This window comes from Alteromonas sp. BL110 (genome assembly GCF_003443615.1).
Taxonomy (GTDB): Bacteria; Pseudomonadota; Gammaproteobacteria; order Enterobacterales; family Alteromonadaceae; genus Alteromonas.
In genome coordinates this window covers 208,461-233,948 of the sequence record NZ_CP031967.1, presented here as the reverse complement: position 1 = coordinate 233,948, position 25,488 = coordinate 208,461, and the positions used below count along the sequence as shown (strand labels likewise).

Annotated in this window: 14 protein-coding genes; 12 read left to right on the top strand and 2 right to left on the bottom strand. The window is 44.7% G+C overall.

What is annotated here, in order from left to right; translation table 11 throughout:
* Positions 1–311: 311 nt before the first annotated feature.
* The 3 genes from D1814_RS01010 to D1814_RS01000 all read left to right on the top strand — a co-directional run bounded on the left by D1814_RS01010 (position 312) and on the right by D1814_RS01000 (position 4,679).
* On the top strand, positions 312–2,690 hold the full coding sequence (locus D1814_RS01010) for a TonB-dependent receptor (protein ID WP_118489699.1): 2,379 nt from the start codon (positions 312–314) through the stop codon (positions 2,688–2,690).
* Positions 2,691–2,906: 216 nt separating this feature from the next.
* Positions 2,907–3,575, top strand: a complete 669-nt coding sequence (locus D1814_RS01005) for a response regulator (protein WP_118489698.1) — start codon at positions 2,907–2,909, stop codon at positions 3,573–3,575.
* 210 nt (positions 3,576–3,785) lie between these two features.
* Positions 3,786–4,679 (top strand): aspartyl protease family protein, encoded by an 894-nt coding sequence (locus D1814_RS01000; RefSeq protein ID WP_118489697.1) that lies wholly within the window; start codon positions 3,786–3,788, stop codon positions 4,677–4,679.
* Positions 4,680–4,800: 121 nt separating this feature from the next.
* On the opposite strand, the gene D1814_RS00995 is transcribed toward D1814_RS01000, so the two are convergent.
* Positions 4,801–8,175 carry a hybrid sensor histidine kinase/response regulator gene (locus tag D1814_RS00995; RefSeq protein WP_118489696.1) on the bottom strand — a complete coding sequence of 1,125 codons (3,375 nt, stop codon included), beginning with the start codon at positions 8,173–8,175 and terminating at the stop codon, positions 4,801–4,803.
* A 259-nt stretch (positions 8,176–8,434) separates the two neighbouring features.
* Between D1814_RS00995 and grpE the strand changes: the two genes are divergently transcribed.
* The 6 genes from grpE (at position 8,435) to D1814_RS00965 (ending at position 18,662) form a co-directional block, all read left to right on the top strand.
* Positions 8,435–9,058: a nucleotide exchange factor GrpE gene (gene grpE, locus D1814_RS00990; protein ID WP_118489695.1), complete on the top strand. Its 624-nt coding sequence runs from the start codon at positions 8,435–8,437 to the stop codon at positions 9,056–9,058.
* Positions 9,059–9,174: 116 nt separating this feature from the next.
* Positions 9,175–11,103 carry a molecular chaperone DnaK gene (gene dnaK / locus D1814_RS00985; protein WP_118489694.1) on the top strand — a complete coding sequence of 643 codons (1,929 nt, stop codon included), beginning with the start codon at positions 9,175–9,177 and terminating at the stop codon, positions 11,101–11,103.
* Between the two features lie 212 nt (positions 11,104–11,315).
* Entirely contained in the window at positions 11,316–12,449 is a 1,134-nt protein-coding gene (dnaJ, locus tag D1814_RS00980) for a molecular chaperone DnaJ (protein ID WP_118489693.1), read from the top strand.
* A 578-nt stretch (positions 12,450–13,027) separates the two neighbouring features.
* The gene (locus D1814_RS00975) at positions 13,028–13,510 is read left to right on the top strand and encodes a c-type cytochrome (RefSeq protein WP_118489692.1); all 483 of its coding nucleotides are present in this window, start codon (positions 13,028–13,030) and stop codon (positions 13,508–13,510) included.
* Positions 13,511–13,973: 463 nt separating this feature from the next.
* A complete protein-coding gene (locus D1814_RS00970; RefSeq protein ID WP_118489691.1) occupies positions 13,974–16,556 on the top strand; it encodes a GGDEF domain-containing phosphodiesterase in 2,583 nt (860 codons plus the stop codon).
* A 201-nt stretch (positions 16,557–16,757) separates the two neighbouring features.
* Positions 16,758–18,662 carry a propionyl-CoA synthetase gene (locus D1814_RS00965; protein ID WP_118489690.1) on the top strand — a complete coding sequence of 635 codons (1,905 nt, stop codon included), beginning with the start codon at positions 16,758–16,760 and terminating at the stop codon, positions 18,660–18,662.
* 195 nt (positions 18,663–18,857) lie between these two features.
* Here the strand turns inward: D1814_RS00965 and D1814_RS00960 are convergent, their stop codons facing one another.
* Positions 18,858–19,553, bottom strand: a complete 696-nt coding sequence (locus D1814_RS00960; RefSeq protein WP_118495270.1) for a cytochrome b/b6 domain-containing protein — start codon at positions 19,551–19,553, stop codon at positions 18,858–18,860.
* Positions 19,554–19,945: 392 nt separating this feature from the next.
* Between D1814_RS00960 and dapB the strand changes: the two genes are divergently transcribed.
* The 3 genes from dapB to carB all read left to right on the top strand — a co-directional run bounded on the left by dapB (position 19,946) and on the right by carB (position 25,487).
* The gene (dapB, locus tag D1814_RS00955; protein ID WP_118489689.1) at positions 19,946–20,749 is read left to right on the top strand and encodes a 4-hydroxy-tetrahydrodipicolinate reductase; all 804 of its coding nucleotides are present in this window, start codon (positions 19,946–19,948) and stop codon (positions 20,747–20,749) included.
* A gap of 372 nt (positions 20,750–21,121) precedes the next feature.
* The gene (gene carA, locus D1814_RS00950) at positions 21,122–22,252 is read left to right on the top strand and encodes a glutamine-hydrolyzing carbamoyl-phosphate synthase small subunit (protein WP_118495269.1); all 1,131 of its coding nucleotides are present in this window, start codon (positions 21,122–21,124) and stop codon (positions 22,250–22,252) included.
* 13 nt (positions 22,253–22,265) lie between these two features.
* Positions 22,266–25,487: a carbamoyl-phosphate synthase large subunit gene (gene carB / locus D1814_RS00945; RefSeq protein ID WP_118489688.1), complete on the top strand. Its 3,222-nt coding sequence runs from the start codon at positions 22,266–22,268 to the stop codon at positions 25,485–25,487.
* The last annotated feature ends 1 nt before the right edge of the window (position 25,488 follow it).

Here is a 25,488-nt window from a genome sequence, read left to right as displayed (position 1 = left end):
TATAATTCCTTAAAAAATCTGTGACCGCAGATGAACCGAAACAGTTAAGTTGATTAAAGATTTGCCCCACCCCAAACCACAAAGTGTATGCAAATCAGATAAAAAGCATTCATAACAGACATAAAGTTTGACGTTACTTTTATCAAAATCCCATAGTACGATGGTACTACATACTATTAACAATTAATTAACTAAAGTGATTTTGACCGTAGGCAATACATCCGACAGTGACGTGAGCCTATTGCTCTTTGCGGATTTGGAGTACAGCAAAGACCAACAGGCCCTAGAACTTAGAACAACAAGGACTCACTATGTCTAAATCAACACACACTAACAGCTTGGTATCACCCTACCAGACATATTCCGCCGCAGTTACATCAGGTAAATACAAAAGAACTTCAGTAAAACGCCCCGTGCATAGCTTATGCGCCCTTGCGGTGGCTAGCGTATTAAGTACCGCGCCAGTATTCGCTCAGGAGGATCAGGCCAATGCTGACGCACAAGAGCAAAAAGGAAAGCTAGAGCGCATTGAAGTGACTGCGCGAAAAACCGTAGAGTCGTTACAAGCAACGCCGGTTGCTATTACATCTGTTGGCGCTGCCGAGCTTGGCGAAAAAGGGATTAGCGTACTTACCGAGGTACAGCAGTTTTCACCGAATACAACGCTGCAAACCAGTCGTGGTACTAACTCAACCTTAACGGCATTTATTCGCGGACTGGGTCAGCAAGACCCGCTTTGGGGCTATGAACCTGGCGTAGGTATTTATGTTGATGATGTCTATATTGCTCGTCCTCAAGGAGCCGTGCTTGATTTGTTAGATGTACAGCGTATTGAAGTATTACGAGGACCACAGGGAACGCTTTACGGAAAGAACACCATTGGTGGCGCAGTTAAATACGTAACTAAAGAAATGACCGGCGATACGCAAATGAACGTTGAGGCTACCGTAGGTAGCTACAGCCAGCGCGATATTAAAGTGACAGGTCAAATTCCACTTATTGAAAACACTGTGTTTCTTGGCGTGGGTTATGCCAATTTAAACCGAGACGGTTTCGGTGAGTACCTAGTAAGCGCGTTGCCTGATCAAGACAAAGAAAACTACAACAAAGATCTTTGGGCAGCCCGCGTAACACTTGAGGTACATCCTAGTGAAGATTTGTTTTTCCGTATTGGCTGGGATAAAACCGAAGATAAATCAAATGCTAAGGGCGGCTATCGTTTAATTCCCAGTATTTTGACAGATGCGCCCGTACCCGATTCGGTTTACGATTCTTACACCAGTTTACCTACATGGAATAAAGTCGAGCTAGAAGGCTATAACTGGCTGGCGCGATACCAACTGAATGATAATTTAGAGCTTAAATATATTGGTTCGCACAGAGAGAGTTATTCACCTACCAACATTGATTTCGATAATACACCTCTGCCTATTTTTGATGTGCCAGCAGAATACGACGACAGTAACGATACTCACGAGATTCAAGCAAACTATACAGGGAACGCGTTTAGCCTAGTGTCAGGGCTTTATTTTTACGATGGTGAAAGCTGCGGTAACTTTGATGCAATTTTAGGTGTGTTAGGACAAGCGCTGGGTGCACCAGGTTTAACTCGCGAAGTGACGGGTTGTAATAACTCAGAAAGTTGGGCTGCCTATGCGCAGATGAATTACGACGTTACCGATAAGTTATCGCTTTCTCTTGGTGCCCGTTACACCGACGAAGAAAAGACAGCCACTGTAAACAACGGTTTGGTCTTCGCCAATGTTTATCCTTATACCGATTGGATAGATGGCTATGTGCGCCCTGATGGACAATTAGTGCCGCAAGTACTTGGGACAGACACCGATGGCGATGACCTGTTAGATGCCCCAGCGGTAGAAAGTTGGTCTCGCTTTACTCCTCGAGTGGGCGTGGAGTATCAAATGGACCGCGATACCATGTTCTTCGCAAGTTATTCACAAGGCTTCAAATCGGGCACGTTTAACCCTCGTGCTCAAACTAACGAGCCTGGTGTTGAACCTGAAGTCGTAGACAGCTTCGAAGTTGGTGTGAAGAGCGACTTAACCGATGCACTTCGCATGAATGTCACTTTATTTTCATATGATCACAAAGATCGTCAGTATATTGGTGTAGAAGGGGATTTATCTGATCCAACAGCCCTTGACCAACGTCTGCGCAATGCTGCAGAAACTGCAGCAAAAGGTGCCGAGTTAGAAATGACGTGGGTAGCAACTGATAACCTTCAGTTTGACGTTGCCTATGGTTATATTGACTTTGAAATTAAGAAAAACAATGCAATCCCTCCGTTAATTGGCCTAGCAAGTACGCCAGAGAATACCTTTAATCTTAACGCCAACTACTTACTAGAAACGCGCTTTGGGGATATTACTTTTAACGCTAACTACTACTATCGCGATGATTACTTAATATTTGAAACCAGCGACCTTATCCAACAAGATGCCTATGGTCTGGTGAACTTAAGCGCCCGTTGGGAAAGTGTTGAAGGCGACTGGTATGCTGGATTGCACGTCAAAAACCTGACCGATGAAGAGTATCTGGTTGGCGGTTATGACTTTGTCACTCAAGACGGTGAAGGTAACTTTGGCCCGGGCCTTGGTGGCGATACCACACTTATCGGTTATTACGGTGACCCGCGTACTGTGCATCTTACGGTAGGTTATAGCTTCTAAACGATATACTTGATAAAAATTAATGCCACTTTTCACGCCTAGGCCGTTGCGCTTAGGCGTGCTCACTTTTACTAGACTCGCTTCTGTGAAAATGTTGACTAGCGGATGTGTAGATCAGTGAAGAGTGTCATGTAGATTATTGCACCAATAACATTACCTTTTTTAACCGGCGTGTTAGTATGTTAATTAACAAAGTGGTTACAAGTTGATAGCATTATGTCCGTGAAAATTTTGATTGCTGACGATCATCCTCTGTTCAGGGCCGCGATGTGCCACGCGTTAACTAGTGTGGGACATATTGAGCTTGTAGAGACGTCCACATTCCCCGATACGCTTACTTACCTTGAGTTAAATGACGACATCGATCTACTTTTCTTAGATCTCACCATGCCCGGCAATGAAGGGTTGAATGGCCTTGCGGAAGTACATGCGCGCTACCCTGATGTTCTTGTTGTTGTGGTTACTGCGCAAGAAGAGCCTGATGTGATGGCAAAGTCGTTTGCGTTAGGCGCAAGTGGGTTTGTTCCTAAATCTGCCTCAGTAGACTGTATCATTGAAGCGGTAGATACGGTACTAGATGGAGAAACTTGGATACCGTCTTCGGTTCAGAGGCCTTCGGATCCGCTACAACATCCTGTAGCCTCTAACGCAAGTAATGTATCCGACCAAGATGACTTCACGGTTAGGTTAAAACAACTGACTCCTCACCAACTCAAAGTGTTGCAAATGGTATCAGACGGTTTGCTCAACAAGCAGATTGCTTACGAACTTGCCATTTCTGAGTCCACCGTCAAACAGCATGTGTCTGCAGTGTTGAGAAAGCTTGGTGTTATCAACAGGACCAAGGCGGGCATAGCATTTAAAAATGCAATACATTTGAGCTAGTAAAAGCTTAACAACTTAAATTATTAAACTGCGTTACTAATATTGTAAGAATAGGCACGACTTCTCGTCAGATATGTTGAGCTAGAAGCCAACCAATTATTGACGTTTACCTTTATTTACGCAGCAATTTACCCCCTAGCATCGAACTGTATCTAAAGTTGTGCTAGCGTAAATAATTAGGAGCATAATACTAAAACAAAAGGAATATTGATGAAGCGTTTGTCACTTTTTACTTTTCTTCTACTTTCTTCTTGCCACGTTTTTGGAGCAGTCACGCAGTGGGTTGATTTCACGTTAGATAACGGTCATGTATTTCTTCCCGTTACCATTGACGGCATTGAATCGCGGGTAATGCTAGACTCAGGCGCACAAATTAATAGCATCAATCGCGCCTTTGTAAGAAAGCATGATTTAGAGTTCGATAAAGGCAGACCTGTAAACGTGAAGGGGGTTTATGGTGTTGAAAAAAGAAAAGCCTATAACAATGTTAACGTTGAAATTTTTGGAACCACATTTAATTTAGATTCGCTTGTTGAAACCAACCTTGGTCATCATTCTAACGGCATGTTACTAGGAGCCGGTTTTTTCAACAGTTTTGTTGTTCAATTAGACTACCCGCACAGAAAAATTCGCCTTGTTACCCGAGATTCGGTCAATATGAAGGGGGTGGCTAACGTGCCAGCTACCACTCAACAAGGCACGGGTATGCCCATTGCACAGGTTGAAATTAACGGCGTACCGCTGTGGCTTCGTATAGATACTGGTAATGCTGGCACAATATTAATTAACCGCCGAGCCGCATCTAAAGCAAACTTACTCGAAAAAGTAGAGGGTACAAGTACCTCATTTGGGGCCAATAGTTCAGGTGTAAACGAATTCGCCACTTCAGACATGGTAAAATTTGGACCGTTTGAAATTAGCAACGTTAAAGTAAGCTTTCCAGCAGAAGGGCAAACCACTAACTTAGAAAGTCAGTATAAAAGAACAGGAAGTCGTATCGGTGGAAAAAAAGTGGTAGGTCTTATTGGTTACGACTTGCTTAAAGATTTTGTTGTTACGTTGGATTATCGCTACGGTCGGCTCCATATCAATGTACCTCAATAGCGAGATTTAGCCTATGGCTACGCAATAGAAGCAAAACTAACAAGTAATTTTTTAACTTTTTTGAAGTAGTCATTTTAGTAGCCAAAACTAACCTAAGCGTTCCGCGTTATAATTACTCAGTCTACGGTTTTTTTTGAGTCAGCGAGAGCGACTGTTTAAGCAGTCGTTTTAGCGCCGCTGGCTTTAAGGGTTTAGGTAGGTAACTAAATTCTAACGCAGCCGCTTCTTCTCTTATCTCGTTGCTTCTATTTGCGGTGACTAATACCTTTAATGCAAAACTCACGTCTTCTTCAGATAATATCGTCGCTACGTCGAAACCTGTTTCTCCATAGTTTAGATGGTAGTCAGCAATAAGTACGTCAAAACGCTGGTTTGAAACACTGGGAGCTTCGGCGCCACTGGCTATCAAGGTTGTAGTTGCTCCCCAATCGCCAAGTAGTGCACACATTGCATTAGCCACTTGCTCATCATTTTCGACCAGTAAGAAACGTGTGTTTTCCAAAAACAGTTCTTTGTTATAACTCTCCGTTTCCGGCAGTTGTTTTGAATTAACACTAGCATGTACTATGCGTGGGGCTGTAATACTAAAACAGCTACCTTTGCCCGGTAATGAGGTTAGCCCTACTCGATGGCCGAGCAATCGACAAATCTTCTCTACAATAGTTAAGCCTAATCCAATCCCTTCACCTTTGTTTTCGTCTAATTGGTGGAATTCACTAAAAATTTCATGCTGCTGGTGGGCTGCAATGCCTAAACCGGTATCGTAAACGCAAAGCTTTATTGTTTTCTCGATATTAGCAGTTTGTATGCGCCTGACGCCCACTAAAATACTGCCTTGTGGAGTGTAACGAACCGCATTAGACAATAAGTTTTGCAGCACACGGCGCAGCAAGTTCTTATCTGAATACACCATGACACTCGTTTTTACATATCTTAGGGTAATCCCTTTTTGCTTTGCGATAACACCGAACTCTTGTACCAGCGACGACAAAACTTCATCAATTGGAAATATAGTGTTTTGAGGTGTAAGCACCCCAGCATCTAATTTTGTCATATCAAGGAGCATGGAAAGTAAGCTTTGAGCGTTATCTAGTGAGTTAACCACGCCTTCAGAGAGCGGGGCGAGTTCGCTACCCTGCGTTTTTTTACTTAGCATGCTGGCAAATAATGCAGCGGCGTTAAAAGGCTGCATGAGGTCGTGTCCCGCTGCTGCTAAGAACTTGGTTTTACTTTCGTTGGCTTTATCCGCTTGGTGTTTTGCTTCTTCTAACTCTGCAGTACGCTTAGCAACCCTTTCCTCCAAATCTTCTTTTGCACTTTCTAGTTCTTTTTGAATGGCTATGTATTCGGTGATGTCACTATAAGTGGTTACATAGCCGCCGCCTGGCAGCGGCGCCCCGTTTAACTCTATGACTTTTCCATCAGGTTGCTTGCGAATATACTTGTGGCGAGTACCTTTGAGCATGTAGCTCACTCTTTTATCAATCGTTGAGGGGTTAAACAAGCCCCGTTTTGCGTTGTAACTCAGTATGTCGGTAATTGGCATACCCGCTTTTAAAAAGCCCTTAGGGTAAGCAAAAAGCTCTACGTACCTGTCATTCCACGCCAGCAACTGCAGCTTGTCATCAAGTACACTAATTCCCTGTTCGATATTTTGTACCGATGACTGAAGTACCTCGTGATTGAACTGAAAAGACTGAGATGCTTCTTCTACCCAGTCAACTAATTCCGGTAGGGTATCATTACCCGTATCTGCTATAGCGCCTAACAATATTCGAGCACTGGGGCCTCCCACCTGAGCTGAAAGCAATTTATTGGCTCTATCGATAAGTGCTTGACTTGCGTAACCGCTGCTTGATGCACTCTCAACATCAATCGTAAGCTGTTTCACAAGCTGAGAATGGGTGGCGCTTTCTAGTACACGTTCAGTAAGCGCCATTAAGTCACGCACTTTAACGAGTAAATTTGGGGCCGCGTTACTTTGCACAATAGCGTCGGTTTTGTTTGCTTCGGGTCGCGAAGAAATGAGCGCGACAATAACAAATGTAATGCAATTAGCCAGTAACGAGAAAGCAAATCCCACCCCGAGAGCTTGGTCGGTTGGAGCAGGATTAAAATAGTAGCTAGAGAGCAGGCTGGGGTAGAGTAAAAATATCGCCCAGCACGTTGAACCCACTAATAAAGCGGATATAGCAGCTGCCTTGCTGCTGCGCCGCCAATAGATTCCGAACATTAACGCGGGCATGCATTGGGCCAGCAGGGCGATAGCAATTACACCACTTTTAACCAACGGCGCTGCCTGACTTATATTAAGGTGGTACCAGAGCGCAATACTAAGAACGACTACTACGGTAATACGGCGTATAGATAGGATTTTACCTGGTTGCATTGACTGGTTTGGAGAAGTTTTTAGGCGGGCTTTTAGCCACAGTGGTGTTACTACATTGTTTGATATCATTATGCCCAAGGCTAGCGTTGCGACAATTACCATACTTGTGGTGGCAGAAAGACCACCGATAAAAGCAAAGGACGACAGGGCAATATTTTCAGCATGTAAAGGTAGTGCAAGTACATAGGCATCTGAACTTGTGGTTGCTGGAAGCAGCATTTTACCCGCAAGTGCGATTGGTATAAGAAAAAGGGTCATACCAAATAGATAGAGTGGAAATAGCCACCTCGCGGTTCTAAGTTCACCCTCACCGTTTTGTTCGACAAAGTTCATATGAAACTGTCTTGGTAAAACAAACATAGAGCAAACGCCCAGAGCAACATGTGACACATAAACCCAAGGTGCGCTATCAGCATAAATGATTTCTCGGGCACTGGCATTAGATACGGCGTTTGATATTAAATCAATCACGCCATTAAACAAAAAAAAGCAAACAAAAATGCCCACAGCCCAAAGCGCGACCAGCTTAATAATTGACTCAAATGCTATGGTAAGCAGCAAGCCGGGGTGCTTATCAGTTAAGTTTAACGTGCGCGTACCGAAGGTTATAGCAAATATGGCGAGCAAGCCGGCTACGTAAATGCTTAACCAAGGCGTAGTGGTTTGGGCCTCGCCGGTGAGTAAATTAATAGACTTTGTAATAGCATCTAATTGAAGGGCAATGTAGGGCACAACGCCGAAAAAACACAGTAAAGTGATAAGTGCAGCAATCAAATGAGAGTGTTGGTATTTGAGCGAGATGAGGTCGGCTAAGGAACTGATATTATGCTGCTGGCATAACCTGCTAATACGAAGCACCATAGGAAACGCAAAAGCCATAGTCAGCATGATTCCAAGATATGTAGGGATGACTGCCCAACCGTATTGTGCTGCCTGAGAGGTGGTACCGAAAAATGCCCAAGATGTGCAGTGCACGCCTAATCCAAGACTGTACAGTACAGGGTGCTGTCTGTTATCGCGTAGACGCTTGTCGCCCCAAAATGCTAAAGCGAAAAGTGCGATAAGATAAAAGCCAACAATAGTCCCTACCGTCCATATACTTAGCATTGAAAGTCCGTGTAATAGCTCGTCCGTGTAGTTGCACGCATTTTTAAAACTCGCGACTGTGCAGTTTATGTAATCCTACAATAACATGATCTTTACATATGGCGCATCTCCCACGATTTTTTAAAAATCACCCACAAAAATATTGTGGATACCCTTGAACACCCTAAATCTAGCCCCATAACTAAGCGCAACAGACTCATTCCCACTAATTTAATTTGGCTGGGTAATGCCTAATTTAGAAAAACGTTTGGAGGTAGGCATGAGCGATAATCGCGACGTGCAGGCAGAACAAGAAAATTCAGTTGATGAAACTGTACAAGGCGCAGAAGAAGCGCAGGTAGAAACGTCAGAAGCAGAAGGCGTAGAACTAGATGAAAATGCACAGCGCATTTATGAGCTAGAAACCGCGCTTTCTGAAGCCCAAGCAACGATTAAAGAACAGCAAGATGGCGTGCTTCGTGCCCGTGCAGACGCTGACAACGCACGTCGTCGTGCGGAAGGTGAAGTAGAAAAGGCACGTAAATTTGCCCTTGAGCGCTTTGCGGGCGAATTGCTTCCGGTTATCGACAACCTAGAACGCGCAATCGAAATGACTGATGGCGACAATGAAGCCGTGAAGCCGCTTCTAGAAGGTGTGGAAATGACCCACAAAACTTTCTTAAGCACTATTGAGAAATTCGGATTAAGCCTTATTGATCCGCAGGGTGAAACCTTCAACCCAGATTTGCATCAGGCTATGTCTATGCAAGAAAGTGCAGACCACGAGCCAAACACAGTAATGGCTGTGATGCAGAAAGGTTATCAAATTAATGGCCGTTTGTTACGCCCTGCCATGGTTATGGTATCGCGTGCGCCAAGCGGCGGTGTGGATACGCAGGCTTAAAACGCTCTTTGCGACGAACACACAAAAATGCCAGTTTTTTTACTGGCATCTATTGAAAAGACGGGGAATAACCCCACTAAAAGTACAGTATTAAGAAAATCATTCGGAGACACGAAATGGGTAGAATCATTGGTATCGATTTAGGTACAACGAATTCATGTGTCGCAGTTCTAGACGGCGACAAACCTCGCGTAATTGAAAACGCGGAAGGCGATCGTACAACCCCTTCAATCATCGCTTATACAAACGATGGTGAAACGCTTGTAGGTCAATCAGCGAAGCGTCAGGCGGTAACGAACCCTGAGAACACGCTATTCGCTATCAAGCGTCTAATTGGTCGACGCTTCCAAGATAAAGAAGTACAACGCGACATCGACATCATGCCTTTCAAAATTGTAGGTGCTGATAACGGTGATGCATGGGTAGAAGCGAAGGGCGAGAAAATGGCGCCTCCTCAGATTTCTGCCGAAGTGCTTAAGAAAATGAAGAAGACCGCTGAAGACTATCTTGGCGAAGAAGTAACTGGTGCAGTAATTACTGTTCCTGCTTATTTTAACGATTCACAGCGTCAAGCAACTAAAGACGCGGGTCGTATTGCAGGTCTTGAAGTTAAGCGTATCATCAACGAGCCTACTGCTGCTGCTCTTGCTTACGGCATGGACAAGAAGCAAGGCGATAACGTTGTTGCGGTATACGACTTAGGTGGTGGTACCTTCGATATCTCTATCATCGAAATCGATGAAGTAGACGGCGAGCACACGTTTGAAGTACTAGCGACTAACGGTGACACACACCTTGGTGGTGAAGACTTCGATAACCGTGTTATCAACTACTTAGTTGAAGAGTTCAAGAAAGATCAAGGCATCGACCTTCGTAAAGACCCACTTGCTATGCAGCGTCTTAAAGAAGCCGGCGAAAAAGCGAAAATTGAGCTTTCTTCTTCACAACAGACAGAAGTTAACCTGCCTTACATCACAGCTGATGCAACAGGTCCTAAGCACTTAGCCATTAAGCTTACTCGTGCAAAACTTGAGTCTTTGGTTGAAGACCTAGTGAAAAACTCGCTTAACCCACTTAAGCAAGCACTAGCTGATTCAGACCTATCTGTAGGCGATATCAACGACATCATCCTTGTTGGTGGTCAAACGCGTATGCCGCTTGTGCAGAAGTATGTAACTGAGTTCTTCGGCAAAGAGCCACGTAAAGACGTTAACCCTGATGAAGCAGTAGCGGTAGGTGCGGCAATTCAAGGTGGTGTACTTTCTGGTGATGTTAAAGACGTACTACTTCTAGACGTTACGCCTCTGTCTCTAGGTATCGAGACAATGGGTGGCGTAATGACTGCGCTAATCGAGAAAAACACGACTATTCCTACTAAGAAGTCGCAAACCTTCTCGACAGCGGAAGACAACCAGTCTGCGGTTACCGTACACGTACTACAGGGTGAGCGTAAGCAATCAAGCGGCAACAAGTCTCTTGGTCAGTTCAACCTTGAAGGTATTCGCCCAGCAGCGCGTGGTGTGCCGCAAATCGAAGTAACCTTCGACCTAGATGCTGACGGTATCCTACACGTGTCTGCGAAAGATAAAGACACAGGTAAAGAGCAGAAGATCACTATCAAAGCTTCTTCAGGCCTAAGTGATGAAGAAGTAGAAAAAATGGTAGCAGACGCAGAAGCGAACAAAGAAGCTGATGCGAAGTTTGAAGAGCTAATTCAAGCGCGCAACCAAGCTGATGGTATGATCCACGCTACACGTAAGCAGCTTGAAGAAGTTGGCGACGCACTAAGTGCAGAAGACAAAGCGCCAATTGAAGAAGCCCTTACTGCGCTAGAAACAGCGTCTAAAGGCGAAGACAAAGCAGAAATCGAAGCGAAAACGCAAGAACTTATTCAAGCGTCTAGCAAGCTGATGGAAGCGGCGCAAGCTCAACAAGCAGCAGCTGGCGGCGCGGAAGGCGCTGAGCAGCAAGCTTCTTCTGGTCAAGCAAACGACGACGTTGTTGACGCAGAATTTGAAGAAGTGAAAGACGACGACAAGAAGTAAACTGTTGTGTCAGGCCCGTTAATTCAAAGTAGCGGGCCGTTTAAGCAGTTCAGGCGCATCAGGAATTTCTTGTTGCGCCTTTGTTGTGTAAATAACTTGGTGTAAATAATTTGGCGTTAATAAATGTCTAATCAGGTTATTTTCACAACAGTCAGATGTAGATTCGGCGAGCATTATATGCTGGTCGACAAAAAGTAGGATATGTAAACGATATGTCGAAACGAGACTACTACGAAGTACTCGGGGTAGATAGAAGCGCAGGCGACCGCGAAATTAAAAAAGCGTACAAAAAGCTTGCGATGAAGTATCACCCTGACCGTACGCAAGGCGATAAAGGCCTGGAAGATAAGTTTAAAGAAATCCAGGAAGCCTACGAAATTCTGTCAGATTCGCAGAAGCGTGCAGCATACGACCAATACGGCCACGCGGGTGTTGATCCAAACCGTGGTGGCGGCGGCTTCGGTGGTGGTGCCGACTTCGGCGATATCTTTGGCGACGTTTTTGGTGATATCTTTGGCGGCGGTGGCCGAGGTGGACGTCAGTCGCGTGCTCGTCAAGGGTCAGACCTACGTTACAACCTAGAGCTTAGTTTAGAAGAAGCGGTGCGCGGTAAGAGCGTTGATATTCGTGTACCTACGCTGGTTGAATGCGATGTGTGTGATGGGTCAGGTGCGAAAAAAGGTTCTTCACCTAAAACCTGTCCAACCTGTCACGGTAACGGCCAGGTTCAAATGCGCCAAGGTTTCTTTGCTGTGCAGCAAACCTGTCCGACATGTTCAGGCAAGGGTAAAATTATTGAAGATCCTTGTAACAGCTGTCACGGCCATGGTCGTAAAGAAAAGACCAAGACTCTTAACGTTAAGATTCCAGCGGGCGTAGATACAGGTGACCGTATTCGTCTTTCTGGCGAAGGCGAAGCGGGCGAGAACGGTGCGCCAGCAGGTGACTTGTACGTGCAAGTACACGTTCGCGAACACGACATCTTTAAACGTGACGGTAACAACCTTTACTGTGAAGTACCGCTAAGCTTTACTACAGCAGCACTTGGTGGCGAACTTGAAGTCCCTACTTTGGACGGCAAAGTTAAGCTAAAAATTAGTGCCGAGACACAGACTGGACGTATGTTCCGCTTACGCGGCAAAGGCGTTAAGTCAGTGCGAAGTGGTGCTATGGGCGACTTGATGTGTAAGGTTGTGGTTGAAACACCGGTAAACTTGTCATCGCGCCAAAAAGAGCTACTGCAAGAGCTAGAAGAGTCTATGGGTAAGGCGTCAAGCAAGCACAGCCCGAAAGCGCAAGGTTTCTTCGATGGCGTGAAGAAATTCTTTGACGACTTAACCAACTAGTTTTGCACTTATTTAAGTTTCAAAGCCCTCCCTGAGAGGGCTTTTTCGTATCTGAGTATATATTTGCTAAAACTGCAATTTGTTAAGACGGGTTTACTCTGTAAACAAGATAATATTGAGTGTCTGTCCGAATCTGTACTTTATGGAAGTAGGGCGGGTGTCGTTCGAACCTGTACTTTATGGAAGTAAGGCGAGTGTCTGTCCGAATCTCTACTTTGTGAGAGTAGGGCGTGTGTCTGTCCAAAACTGTACTTTGTAAAGGTATAGTAAGTGCGTGTCCCTTTTTCATTCGTTATGGAAGTAAGGCGAGTGTCTGTCCGAATCTCTACTTTGTGAGAGTAGGGCGTGTGTCTGTCCAAAACTGTACTTTGTAAAGGTATAGTAAGTGCGTGTCCCTTTTTCATTTGAATATGTATTGAAAGCAGGGTTACGCGCGGCTAATCCCTTGAAAGCGTTTGTTCACCGTTAAATTTCTTGCGCTAAAACGAACTATTCGTCACGATAGGCTTATAAGTAAAAGGTAAAATATCTACAAACTTAAAAGTAGATAACCAGTATTCAAAAAAAAGGGAACAGGCATGAGACTATTCAATAAAGCGATGATCGTAGCAGCAACCGTTGGTGCAGTAATTTCAGGCTCAGCGTTAGCTGAAGTCACTGAAGCTTCTTCTGAAAAGCACGCTAAAGCAGCAACTCAGTACCGTCAGGCTGTCTTTCAGTTAGTTCGTAGCAACATGGGTCCATTGGGCGGTATGGCAAAAGGCGCACTTCCATTTGATGAAAGCGTGATGCAAACCAATGCTGTACGTCTTGAACAACTTGCCGACATGATGGGCGACTATTTAGCTGTCGATACACGTAAATTCGACGTAGACACAGGTGCGAAAGATGAGATTTGGGAAAACTTCTCAGATGTAGAAAAAAAAGTGATGGCACTTAAAACGGCAGCACAAGGTCTACAAGCTGCAGTGGAAGCAGGTGACAAGAGCGCGTATCGCGGTGCTATCGGCAAGATAGGTGCAAGCTGTAAATCTTGTCACGATGACTACAAAAAAGACTAAATTTTAGGTGCTGTTGACGTCAGTGCTTTATCACTGTTCAACAGCACTTATCCCTTCAGTACCCATCCTTCCAGCCCCCGTTCTTTCAGTAAACTTGCTAAGGTTTAATAATATTTGAATTATCGTTTTATACAATTACGCCAGATAGCAAACGCTAATTTTCAGTCTTCTTAGTTCAGCCTCTTCGGTTTAGGCAGATTTGTGTACACATTGTGCACGGCGTGCTGGAAATTTGAACAGTTTTTGTCTATGTTTGTAGATGAAATACTGACGTATTAATAACCCATATTCACGATAACTATCTTACCTACAAATGCACCTAAAAAGCATTTTTATAAGGTAACGTGTCACTGTTGGAAAATAACGAAGCGTTAAAGCGTCGACAATGCTCCACCTGCTCAGCTATATCTATGGGGGAGGCGCTTTTGTATGCGAGTTTTATTGGTTTTGAGGACCTTATTAGATGGATTTACGCAGTGAGCGTATGCTTTCCACAATGCGGACAACGCAGAATACTATTTCTGTGTTATTGACTGAAAGTAGGAATAAAACAGAGTCGCTTTGTATATTGTTGGTTTCAGTAAACCCGAATAGTGGTCGCGCCACCATTATTGCAAGCGATAATGAACACTCGGAACTCGAGTCACACCGTATCGTTTTCCCGCCTCATATGCTACTTATGCTGCCTTTGACACCTATGAGCGCGCCTTTACCGGTAAGAGATTTTACTTTACCTCAATCGCTCGAACATTTTCGTGAACACTATGTTGTTGTTGCAACTGTGAGAGATATGCAAAATGAGATGTTGGGAGTTGTGCTCACGTTTGTGAAAAGCAGCAACTTAAATGCGCATCAGCATACCTACATGGATATTCTGCGCCAGAAGGTCGAATTAAACTACCTTTCTGAGCTTGCTAGGCATCCTTATTCAGATAAGTTATCAGAGCAGTTGTCGCTTCTTGAAGAAGTAAGCGCTATTTCAAAAGTAGGCGCGTGGCAAATAGACAGATTTACAGGCGCGTTTTCCTCTACTCAAATCATGAGAAGCTTGCTGGGACTGCTGCATTCAAAAAGCATTAGCCTACAAGATGTACTCGAAGTCATTTCTTTTGAAGATAGAGTTGCCCTTAAACAACGAATTTTTAAAGCAATAAAGAAACATAGTCATTTTGCCAAGCACATCACTATTACCGATAAACAAGGACGAACTAAAAATATAAAATTAACCGTATTTTTGCAGGTCGAGTGTCAACCTAGTCTTGGTTTAAAACTAACTCGATTATACGGTGTCGTCCAGGATGAAACGGAAACTCAGCGACTTTCTGATTCTCAACAAAATTACACAGACTATCTAACAAGTATTTTGAATGGTGTTGATAGCATTGTGCTTAGTATTGACAAAAGTGGCACCATACTATCAGCAAACGAACCTGTTGCTTCTGTATTGGGTTTTCAGCCAGAAGAATTGATAGGTCAAGACATTAAGCTACTAGCGACAAAAGTTCAAAATAGGGGTGAGACTTCCTACCTGTTAAATTTAGGCGAAGGAGTGGAGCGTTGCTCCGAGATTAAGACCATAAACGAATGCTTACGTCACAAAAACGGTAAGAGAATAGCGTGCGACGTAAGCTTAAGAGCATGTAAGGTACATAATCAAGAGTTAGTGATTGCTAGTATTCGCAGCGTTTCAAATTTGCATTTTGAAGTAGATCGCTTTAGACAGTTAGCGTTAACAGACCCTTTAACCGGCCTTTCAAACCTTTATCATTTTGAGCAATACCTTTTAGAGAAAGCTGCATTAGCATCGTCTGAGAAGGCGCTTTCTGTTTTTATGCAGGTTAGCATTGTCAATGTTAAAGAGTATGAAGACGCATTTGGAGAACCAACAGTTGACTATATCTTACGTATATTAGCCAGCCGCTTTGTTCGCGCTTTTGACGTCAGTAAGCAGCTGAACGTGAGGGTTTTTATATACGACCGTGGTAATTTTATTCTTCACTTGGAAAATTACTTTAAGGATGACCATACGGCGAAAAATGCTGCCCAGCAGTGTGCTCATTATCTCCGAGATAACGTTTTGGTTCCTATCACTTTACACAATAGTTCATTGGCTATTGAAACTAAGACGGTTAGCTGTGCCATTCCACCAAAGTACTTTTCGTTCAAAAAAATAAAAGAGCTAATGTCTAGAAAGGTCATCAATGAAGGTATTGCTTATTTGGACGAGGAGAGAGAGCACGCCTATTCGCATATCAATGGCAGCGATATTGACCGCTATAACTATATAAAACATTCTTTAAATAGAGCCATTGCCAACAATGAGTTATTTATAGAGCTTCAGCCTCAGTATTGTGGTAATGGAAATCTTATAAGCTCTGAAGTGTTACTCAGATGGCATCATCCTCACCTTGGCGTCGTTATGCCCGCAGAATTTATTCCAATTGCCGAGCAGAACGACTTTATTGCTGACATTGGGTTATGGGTTTGTAATGAAGCCTGTAAATTATTAAGCGAATGCCACACAAAAAGTATAGACACTAAGTTATCAATAAATATAAGTGCGAAGCACCTAGCACGGGCTGACTTTGTCAGCAAATTTGTTGCAATAGTGAATAGGTGGAGGGTGGCGCACAAGTGTCTGAAATTGGAACTGACAGAAGGCGCAGTGATAAAAGGTGTCAATATAATACAGCGCAGAGTACGGGACTTAGCGCAGCAAGGTTTCAGTTTATCTATTGATGACTTTGGTATTGGTGATTCAAATCTTAGTTCTCTTCAAACGCTTCCAATTAATGAACTGAAAGTTGATAAAGTTTTTATTGAAGCAATAGAAAACTCGAAAGAGAAAAACGTGCTCGTCACAAATATTTGCAATATGGCGAAGGCGCTGAAGCTTGTTACTGTAGCAGAAGGTATAGAAACCACAGGGCAATTAAACGAAGCGAAGGCGTGCGGGTGTAGCGCTTTTCAAGGCTATTACTTAGACAAGCCGATGAGCGTAGACGCGTGGCGTGAAAAGGTTGTCCAGGCGCAAAACCAGTTATGAAGAGAAGGTTAGTTAACCGTAACCTAGTTTAAATTGGTGACGGCGTTGCTTATCCACGGCGTATTATTATTCGCTTGTAAATGTTTATTTAAATTTAATATTATGTAAATCAAATTGTTATTTAACTTACGCCATAAGTCTTATAAGTATGTCTGATTAAACTGAAGTAGGGTGAATATAAACCCTACTCAGGACATGGATATGACATATAAAAATGAATACATTGCCTCTACCCAGCATCCAGATAACTTTTGGTTAGATCAAGCACGCGAAATAGCGTGGTTTCAACCTCCAGAGAAGGGATGCCAAAAAACGGAAAACGGCTATTATGACTGGTTTAGAGGAGGGCAGCTCAATACCAGTTACCTCGCGCTGGATCACCACGTCAACAATGGTCGTGGCGATAAAACCGCACTTATTTACGACTCACCAGTAACGCAAACTACCCAGCATTTTACTTACAATGAACTACTTACCGATGTTGCACAATTTGCTGGAGGTTTGTGTCGCCTAGGGGTCAATAAAGGCGATCGCGTTATTATCTATATGCCAATGATCCCTCAGGCGGCTATCGCAATGCTTGCATGTGCTCGATTAGGGGCGGTTCATTCAGTGGTATTTGGCGGTTTTGCAGCGAATGAGCTTGCTGTACGCATAGATGATGCGAAGCCAGTGGCTATTGTTACAGCGTCCTGCGGCATAGAAGGCAGTAAAGTTCTACCCTATAAGCCTCTTGTAGATGAAGCGATAAATATATCAGAGCACAAGCCTACGGCATGCATATTGTTTCAACGAGAGCAATTGACTGCTGAGTTAAATAAAGATACTGATTACGACTGGCACACTTTAGCTAACAATAGCGAGCCTGCCTCTCCCGTCGCCGTCGATGCAACTGACCCTCTTTATATTCTTTATACTTCAGGTACAACTGGAAAGCCCAAAGGCGTGGTTCGAGATAACGGCGGTCATGCAGTCGCATTACACTACTCAATGGGCGCCGTATACGATACCAGTGAAGACGACGTATTCTGGGCTGCATCGGATGTCGGCTGGGTCGTCGGCCACTCTTATATTGTCTATGCACCGCTAATAAAAGGTGCAACCACTGTATTATACGAAGGTAAGCCCGTTGGTACGCCAGATGCCGGCGCGTTTTGGCGCATGATAGAAACTCATAAGGTGAATGTACTTTTTGCTGCACCCACCGCGTTTCGAGCAATTAGAAAAGCCGACCCCGAAGGGACGTTTTTATCAAATTACGACACATCGAGTTTACGTACTTTGTTTATGGCGGGTGAACGGCTCGACCCGCCCACGTACTATTGGACAAGTGAAAAGGTGGGTGTACCCGTTATCGATCATTGGTGGCAAACCGAGACTGGCTGGCCCATTTGCTCGAATCCAATGGGGCTTGAACCAATGAAGACAAAACCGGGGTCGTCCAGTGTGCCAACACCAGGCTTTAACGTTAAGGTGTTAAAAGGGCCCGATGCACCTCAAGCAATAGGCGATAAGGGCGCTATTGCCATTCAATTACCACTTCCCCCAGGCTGCTTAACTACGATATGGCAAGATCATCAACGGTTTGTCGATGGCTACTTACGCGAATTTGAGGGGTACTATAGTACTGGAGACAACGGATATGTGGATGAAGAAGGTTACGTATTTATTATGGGGCGTACCGATGATGTTATTAATGTCGCTGGTCACCGCTTGTCGACCGGTGAAATGGAAGAAGTGCTTGCGGCGCATCCAGATATTGCCGAGTGCAGTGTGATAGGGGTTAATGATGCACTGAAAGGGCAGCTACCGGTAGGACTTGTTCTTCTAAAAGATGGTGTGAATGTGGATGAAAAAACGCTAGAGCAGGATTTAATTCAGCGAGTTCGCGATAAAATTGGCCCAGTAGCATGTTTTAAGCGAGCGATTGTAGTGAGCCGTTTACCGAAAACCCGGTCAGGTAAAATTCTTCGAAAGCTACTGCGCCAAATTGCCGCCAACGAAACTGTCGCCGTACCTTCAACTATCGATGATCCGTCAAGTGTAGAAGAGATAGAATCGATAATGCGAGACAAAGGATTAGTGCATGAACCGGCTTCCATATGACGTCACAGCAAGCCTCAAAAAGATGTAAGGGCTTAAAGAGAGAAGGTTAAGGTAAAGAATGCTAAATGCAGTTTCCAACTACATTTTCTTTAATCAATAAAGGGGCTTACGCCCCTTTATTTTTGAAATGGTGCGTCTGTTATGACGCAATCAATTGCTTAGCTTTAAGCAAGTGATAAAACCTTGTCGTGCAGCTCAATAGTAATATTCGTTTACTTGTGGAGCGGGTGGGTATACTTCAATCGCCACATAAACGACAGTCGCCGCAACAAGCGCCACAATAAGTGCGCGTAACAGTCGAGAGTCAGCGATACCTGCCGTCTTCGATTTATTTATCGAGTCTTTACTACCGTGCACCATGGCGGGGACCAATTTTTGCTTTTTATATATGCTGTAAAAAATAACTGCGCCTATATGCAATGCGATGACGTAAAGTAACACGTCAAACGCAAGGTGATGTAGGGTATTCATTAAACCCAATGTTTCTTCACTGGCTAATTGCCGATAGGGACCATCTAAGAAAATATCGTCCGTCATAAATAGCCCAGATACGGCTTGTATGGTTAACAGTACAAGCATGACAATAACAAACCAGCCGCCAAGCGGGTTATGCCCAATAGCAGGCTCCGACCGCCTGTTAAACAGCGTCTTGACATAGCTAAAAACCCTTTTAGGGCCGGTAACAAAGCTACTGAACCTGGCGTGCCGCGTGCCAACAACACCCCATATTAGACGGAAAACAATGAGAAATAAGGTAAAATACCCTATGTAGAAGTGCCACTGGACTTTGTTTTCGAGCCACTCAACCGTGGCATATTGGGCCAATAGGCTCGCGACAATCAGCCAATGAAAAAGGCGGGTGGGTAGGTCCCAAACAAGGGTTTTCTGCATCGTCATTTTATTTCACGCTTTGTGGAGGTCTGTTTAGCTTAAGTACACGTCAAAAAGTGTTTAGAAAGTTGAATAGACCTAGGTCATTAAATCTAAGTCATAGCGTCGCCTAATTTGCCGGTTAACACAAGAAAGCCCAACCACATAATATTATGTTTTATCTTAAGCCCGACCAAGTACTAGCCCGCAATAAGTTAGCTTATTACTGACTAGATGAGGTTTGAACCAATATTTTAGTACATTGTATTTCGAGTAAATTAGTTAAGCGAAAGGGGAGCGGGGGCGATTGGTTTCTAATTATGCGTATTTAATATGAATCTCACATTGCAATAGTACCTGCATTTGGCAAAATGCCTGATAGTTGAAGGTTAATAAAAGTGTAAAGCTATAAAATGAAAGTAGGATTATTTGGCGCCAACGGGCGTATGGGGCGCGTATTAGTCGAAGCGTTGGATTTAAGTGAAAACGCTGAGCTTAGCGTTGCTACAGTACGCGATGATTCACCTTGGGTTGGCCTAAACGTAGGTGAACTGGCCGGTATTGGTAAAAAAGACATCGAGTGCACTGCGCTTTCGAATTTAAGCGGCAACGACGCAGATGTGATGATTGACTTTACTTTGCCGTCGGTTATCGAAAGTAATCTCGCGTGGTGTGTAAAAAACAATATGCCTGTCGTAATCGGTACTACCGGTTTGAACGATGCCCAGTTAGCGGCATTAGATGAAGCCGCAAAGCATATTCCTATTGTATTCGCTGCTAATTACAGTGTAGGCGTAAATTTAATGCTTTCACTAGTTCGCCAAGCTGCGAGCGTGTTAGGTGAAACGGCAGATATCGAAATTACCGAAGCACACCACAGGTTTAAACAAGATGCACCTTCAGGCACAGCAATGGCTATTGGTGAAGCTATTGCCGACGAATTAGGTCGCGACCTCAAAACTTGTGCTGTATACGGCAGAGAAGGAAAAGAGCCTGAACGGGATCAAGGTACCATTGGATTTGCAACAGTGCGTGCCGGAGACATCGTCGGCGAGCACACTGCATTATTCGCGGATATTGGTGAGCGTTTAGAAATTACGCATAAAGCCTCAAGTCGCCTTACTTTTGCTAAAGGTGCTGTGCATGCTGCAAATTGGTTGTATGGAAAACAACCTGGTCTATACTCCATGGTTGACGTTCTGGATTTAAAGCTATAAGCGTTAATTAAGGTTGGTGTGAAACCGTTTGGGTTTACGTAAACTTTAAGACGTGACTAAAGTGTTAAACTAAAGTTGCACTTTTAATGAGCAATAAGCTGCACTTTCGGTGGTTCTGGCCAAAAAAGGTGGTAAAAGCGTTATTTTAGTAAATTATTACAAATAAATTTGCCATTTTCAGTCAGTGATGTATACTCGCCGGAATTTGCCAGAATTTCGTATTCTGAAGCTGCCAAAACGGCTGAAGAGTGCGGTTTTATTAGCTGCAAAGATCGTAAAACGGGATGTATTGTTATCAATAACTCCCGTTTTTTGTGGGGTTTGTGCAAAAAACTGCACAAACACATAGTTATCCTTAATCTGGAGGTTGACTTGGCTAATTCTGCCCTTTTGGTGTTAGAGGATGGTTCTGTTTTTAAAGGTACGGCGATAGGCGCTACAGGCTCCGCCGTTGGGGAAGTTGTTTTTAATACTTCCATGACCGGCTATCAAGAAATTCTCACCGACCCATCCTACGCTGAACAACTCATCACACTTACTTATCCACACATTGGCAACACCGGCACTAACGAAGAAGACGTCGAAGCAGATAAAATCTGGTCGAAAGGTCTAATCATCCGTGACCTACCTCTTGTTGCTAGTAACTTTCGTCAACAGCAAACTTTGTCTGAATACCTTAAAGCGAAAGGCGTTGTGGGTATTGCTGATATAGATACTCGCCGTTTAACGCGTATCTTGCGAGACAAAGGTGCACAAAATGGCTGCATTATTTGCTCCGATGAATTAGACGAGTCTAGCGCACTAGCGCAAGCAAAAGACTTCCCTGGCCTTAAAGGCATGGATTTGGCAAAAGTAGTGAGTATTACTGAGCCAAAAACATGGACCGAAGGCAGCTGGGTACTTGGCAAAGGCTACGTAACACCAAGTGAGTTCAAATATCATGTTGTTGCTTACGACTACGGCGTTAAAAACAACATTCTTCGCATGCTAGCTGACCGCGGTTGTAAAGTAACCCTGGTACCGGCGCAAACGCCCGCAGAAGATGTGCTGGCTATGAATCCTGACGGTGTATTTTTGTCAAATGGCCCGGGTGACCCAGAGCCATGCGATTATGCAGTAACCGCAATTAAAACTATTGTCGAAACCGGTACGCCAGTATTTGGTATTTGTCTTGGTCACCAGCTGCTTGCTATCGCAAGTGGTGCAAAGACAGTGAAGATGAAGTTTGGTCACCACGGTGCAAACCATCCGGTTAAAGACCTTAAGCGCAATGTAGTTATGATCACTAGCCAAAACCACGGTTTTGCTGTTGATGAGTCTAGCTTGCCAGATAACCTAGAAGTAACTCACATTTCGTTGTTCGACAAGTCGTTGCAGGGTATCCACCGCACCGACAAGCCTGCGTTTAGCTTCCAGGGTCACCCTGAAGCAAGTCCAGGTCCTCATGAAGCGGCACCGTTATTCGATCACTTCATCGAACTTATTGAACAACACAAGCAGTAGGAATTAGCCAACTATGCCAAAACGTACCGACATAAAAAGTATTCTTATCATTGGTGCTGGCCCTATTGTTATTGGCCAGGCTTGTGAATTCGACTATTCAGGCGCGCAAGCGTGTAAAGCTCTTCGCGAAGAAGGCTACCGTGTTATTTTGGTTAACTCTAACCCAGCAACCATCATGACCGACCCAGAAATGGCAGATGCGACTTACATCGAGCCTATCCACTGGGAAGTGGTTCGCAAGATCATCGAAAAAGAACGTCCAGATGCCATATTGCCTACAATGGGTGGACAAACTGCACTTAACTGTGCGCTTGAGCTAGATAAGCACGGCGTACTTGAAGAGTTCGGTTGTGAGCTTATCGGTGCAACGGCAGATGCTATCGATAAAGCAGAAAACCGCGAGCGCTTTGATAAAGCAATGAAAAACATCGGCCTTGAGTGTCCACGTGCGGAAATCGCGCACACCATGGACGAAGCGCACGATGTATTAAGCCGCATCGGCTTCCCTTGTATCATTCGCCCCTCTTTCACCATGGGTGGAACTGGCGGTGGTATCGCGTACAACATTGACGAGTTCAATGAAATTTGTCACCGCGGTCTTGACCTTTCTCCTACCAACGAGCTTCTTATCGACGAATCGTTGCTAGGCTGGAAAGAGTACGAAATGGAAGTGGTACGTGATAAAGCAGATAACTGCATCATCGTATGTACTATCGAAAACTTCGACCCAATGGGCGTGCATACCGGCGACTCAATCACAGTAGCCCCCGCACAAACCCTGACCGACAAAGAATTCCAGCTAATGCGTAATGCCGCTATGGCTGTACTGCGTGAGATTGGTGTTGAAACCGGTGGTTCAAACGTACAATTCGGTGTTGACCCGAAAACAGGTCGTGTAGTCATCATCGAAATGAACCCACGTGTGTCTCGTTCATCTGCGCTTGCTTCAAAAGCAACCGGTTTCCCAATTGCGAAAGTAGCCGCAAAACTTGCGGTAGGTTACACGTTAGATGAATTGGCGAACGACATTACAGGTGGCTTAACGCCAGCGTCGTTTGAACCTTCTATTGACTACGTAGTGACTAAGATCCCACGCTTCAACTTTGAAAAGTTTGCCGGTGCTAACGATCGCCTAACTACCCAAATGAAGTCGGTAGGTGAAGTGATGGCCATTGGCCGTAACCAGCAAGAGTCGCTTCAAAAAGCGCTACGTGGTCTAGAGGTAGGCGCGACAGGTCTAAATCCAATGGTTGACCTTGAAGACCCAGAATCACGTAATAAAGTGGTTTACGAGCTTCGCCAACCGGGTGCAGAGCGAATTTGGTACATTGGTGACGCATTCCGTATGGGCATGACGGTTGAAGAGGTATTCAACCTTACAAACATCGACCGCTGGTACCTCGTACAGCTTGAAGATCTTATTCTTCTTGAAGCAAAAGTAGCAGAGCTTGGTTTACCAGGTATTGATGCTGACTTAATGCGTGCGCTTAAGCGCAAAGGTTTTTCTGATGCGCGCCTTGCCGAGCTTACCAAAGTGGCAGAAAGCGACATTCGCGAAACCCGCCGCGGTTTCGGTATCTCTCCAGTCTACAAGCGTGTAGATACCTGTGCGGCAGAATTCTCTACCAGCACAGCCTACATGTACTCAACGTATGACGAAGAGTGTGAGGCAGCGCCCACTGACAAAGACAAGATCATGGTATTGGGCGGCGGTCCAAACCGTATTGGTCAAGGTATCGAATTCGATTACTGCTGCGTTCACGCAGCGCTTTCAATGCGTGAAGACGGTTACGAAACCATAATGGTTAACTGTAACCCTGAAACAGTTTCAACCGACTATGACACGTCAGATCGCTTGTACTTCGAGCCAGTAACACTGGAAGATGTACTTGAAATCGTCGCTAAAGAGCAGCCAAAAGGTGTTATCGTGCAGTACGGTGGCCAAACGCCACTTAAGCTGGCCCGCGCTCTAGAAGCAGCTGGCGTACCGGTAATCGGTACCTCACCAGAAGCTATTGACCGTGCTGAAGACCGTGAGCGCTTCCAGCAAATGGTGAACAAGCTTAACCTTAAGCAGCCTGCAAATGCTACGGTCACTAATGTCGAGCAAGCGCTAAACATGGCTGAAGAGATTGGCTTCCCGCTAGTGGTTCGTCCAAGCTACGTGCTTGGTGGTCGAGCGATGGAAATCGTGTATGACATCAAAGACCTTAAGCGTTACCTAAACGAAGCGGTTAAGGTGTCTAACGACGCGCCAGTACTGCTAGACCGCTTCCTAGACGACGCTATTGAAGTTGATATCGATGCTATCTGCGATGGCAAAGAGGTTGTAATTGGCGGCATCATGGAACACATCGAGCAGGCCGGGGTTCACTCAGGTGACTCAGCGTGTTCACTGCCTCCCCACTCGCTACCAAAAGACATTCAAGATGTTATGCGCGAGCAAGTTAAAGCCATGGCGCTTGAACTTGGTGTAGTTGGCCTAATGAATACGCAATTTGCGATTAAAGACGGTGAAGTGTACTTAATCGAGGTTAACCCTCGTGCAGCGCGTACCGTACCTTTTGTATCTAAAGCAACGGGCGTTCCACTTGCTAAAGTTGCTGCACGTGCGATGGCTGGTGTGAGCCTAGCCGAGCAGGGCGTAACAGAAGAAGTTATCCCACCTTTCTACTCAGTGAAAGAAGTCGTACTTCCTTTTGCTAAGTTTCAAGGTGTTGACCCACTACTAGGCCCAGAGATGCGTTCTACAGGGGAAGTAATGGGCGTTGGTGATACTTTTGAAGAGGCGTATGCAAAAGCTAACTTGGGTGCAGGAGCACCACTGCCTAAGCAAGGAAAAGCGCTTATTTCAGTACGTGATACCGACAAGCCTCGTATGATTGCGCTGGCAAAAGCGTTAGTAGAAGCTGGCTTTAGCATTGAAGCTACCCGCGGTACCGCTACTGAGCTTTACGATGCGGGCATTATGAGCACTGTAGTAAACAAGATGTCGGAAGGTCGTCCTAACATTGTTGATGCTATTAAGAACGGCGAATACGCTTATTTGATTAACACAACAGAAGGTCGTCAAGCCATCACAGATTCAGTATACATTCGTCGTGAAGCCTTGGTGAATAAGGTGACTTACACCACGACAATGAACGCTGCGTTTGCAACTATCCGTGCTAAGTCTGCCGATGACCGCAATAAAGTGGCATCAGTTCAAGAACTACACGCTAGACTCAAACACTAAT

Coding starts and splice junctions, on each gene's coding strand:
- D1814_RS01010 (WP_118489699.1), top strand. CDS start 312: ATGTCTAAATCAACACACACTAACAGCTTGGTATCACCCTACCAGACA.
- D1814_RS01005 (WP_118489698.1), top strand. CDS start 2,907: ATGTCCGTGAAAATTTTGATTGCTGACGATCATCCTCTGTTCAGGGCC.
- D1814_RS01000 (WP_118489697.1), top strand. CDS start 3,786: ATGAAGCGTTTGTCACTTTTTACTTTTCTTCTACTTTCTTCTTGCCAC.
- D1814_RS00995 (WP_118489696.1), bottom strand. CDS start 8,175: ATGCTAAGTATATGGACGGTAGGGACTATTGTTGGCTTTTATCTTATC.
- grpE (WP_118489695.1), top strand. CDS start 8,435: ATGAGCGATAATCGCGACGTGCAGGCAGAACAAGAAAATTCAGTTGAT.
- dnaK (WP_118489694.1), top strand. CDS start 9,175: ATGGGTAGAATCATTGGTATCGATTTAGGTACAACGAATTCATGTGTC.
- dnaJ (WP_118489693.1), top strand. CDS start 11,316: ATGTCGAAACGAGACTACTACGAAGTACTCGGGGTAGATAGAAGCGCA.
- D1814_RS00975 (WP_118489692.1), top strand. CDS start 13,028: ATGAGACTATTCAATAAAGCGATGATCGTAGCAGCAACCGTTGGTGCA.
- D1814_RS00970 (WP_118489691.1), top strand. CDS start 13,974: ATGGATTTACGCAGTGAGCGTATGCTTTCCACAATGCGGACAACGCAG.
- D1814_RS00965 (WP_118489690.1), top strand. CDS start 16,758: ATGACATATAAAAATGAATACATTGCCTCTACCCAGCATCCAGATAAC.
- D1814_RS00960 (WP_118495270.1), bottom strand. CDS start 19,553: ATGCAGAAAACCCTTGTTTGGGACCTACCCACCCGCCTTTTTCATTGG.
- dapB (WP_118489689.1), top strand. CDS start 19,946: ATGAAAGTAGGATTATTTGGCGCCAACGGGCGTATGGGGCGCGTATTA.
- carB (WP_118489688.1), top strand. CDS start 22,266: ATGCCAAAACGTACCGACATAAAAAGTATTCTTATCATTGGTGCTGGC.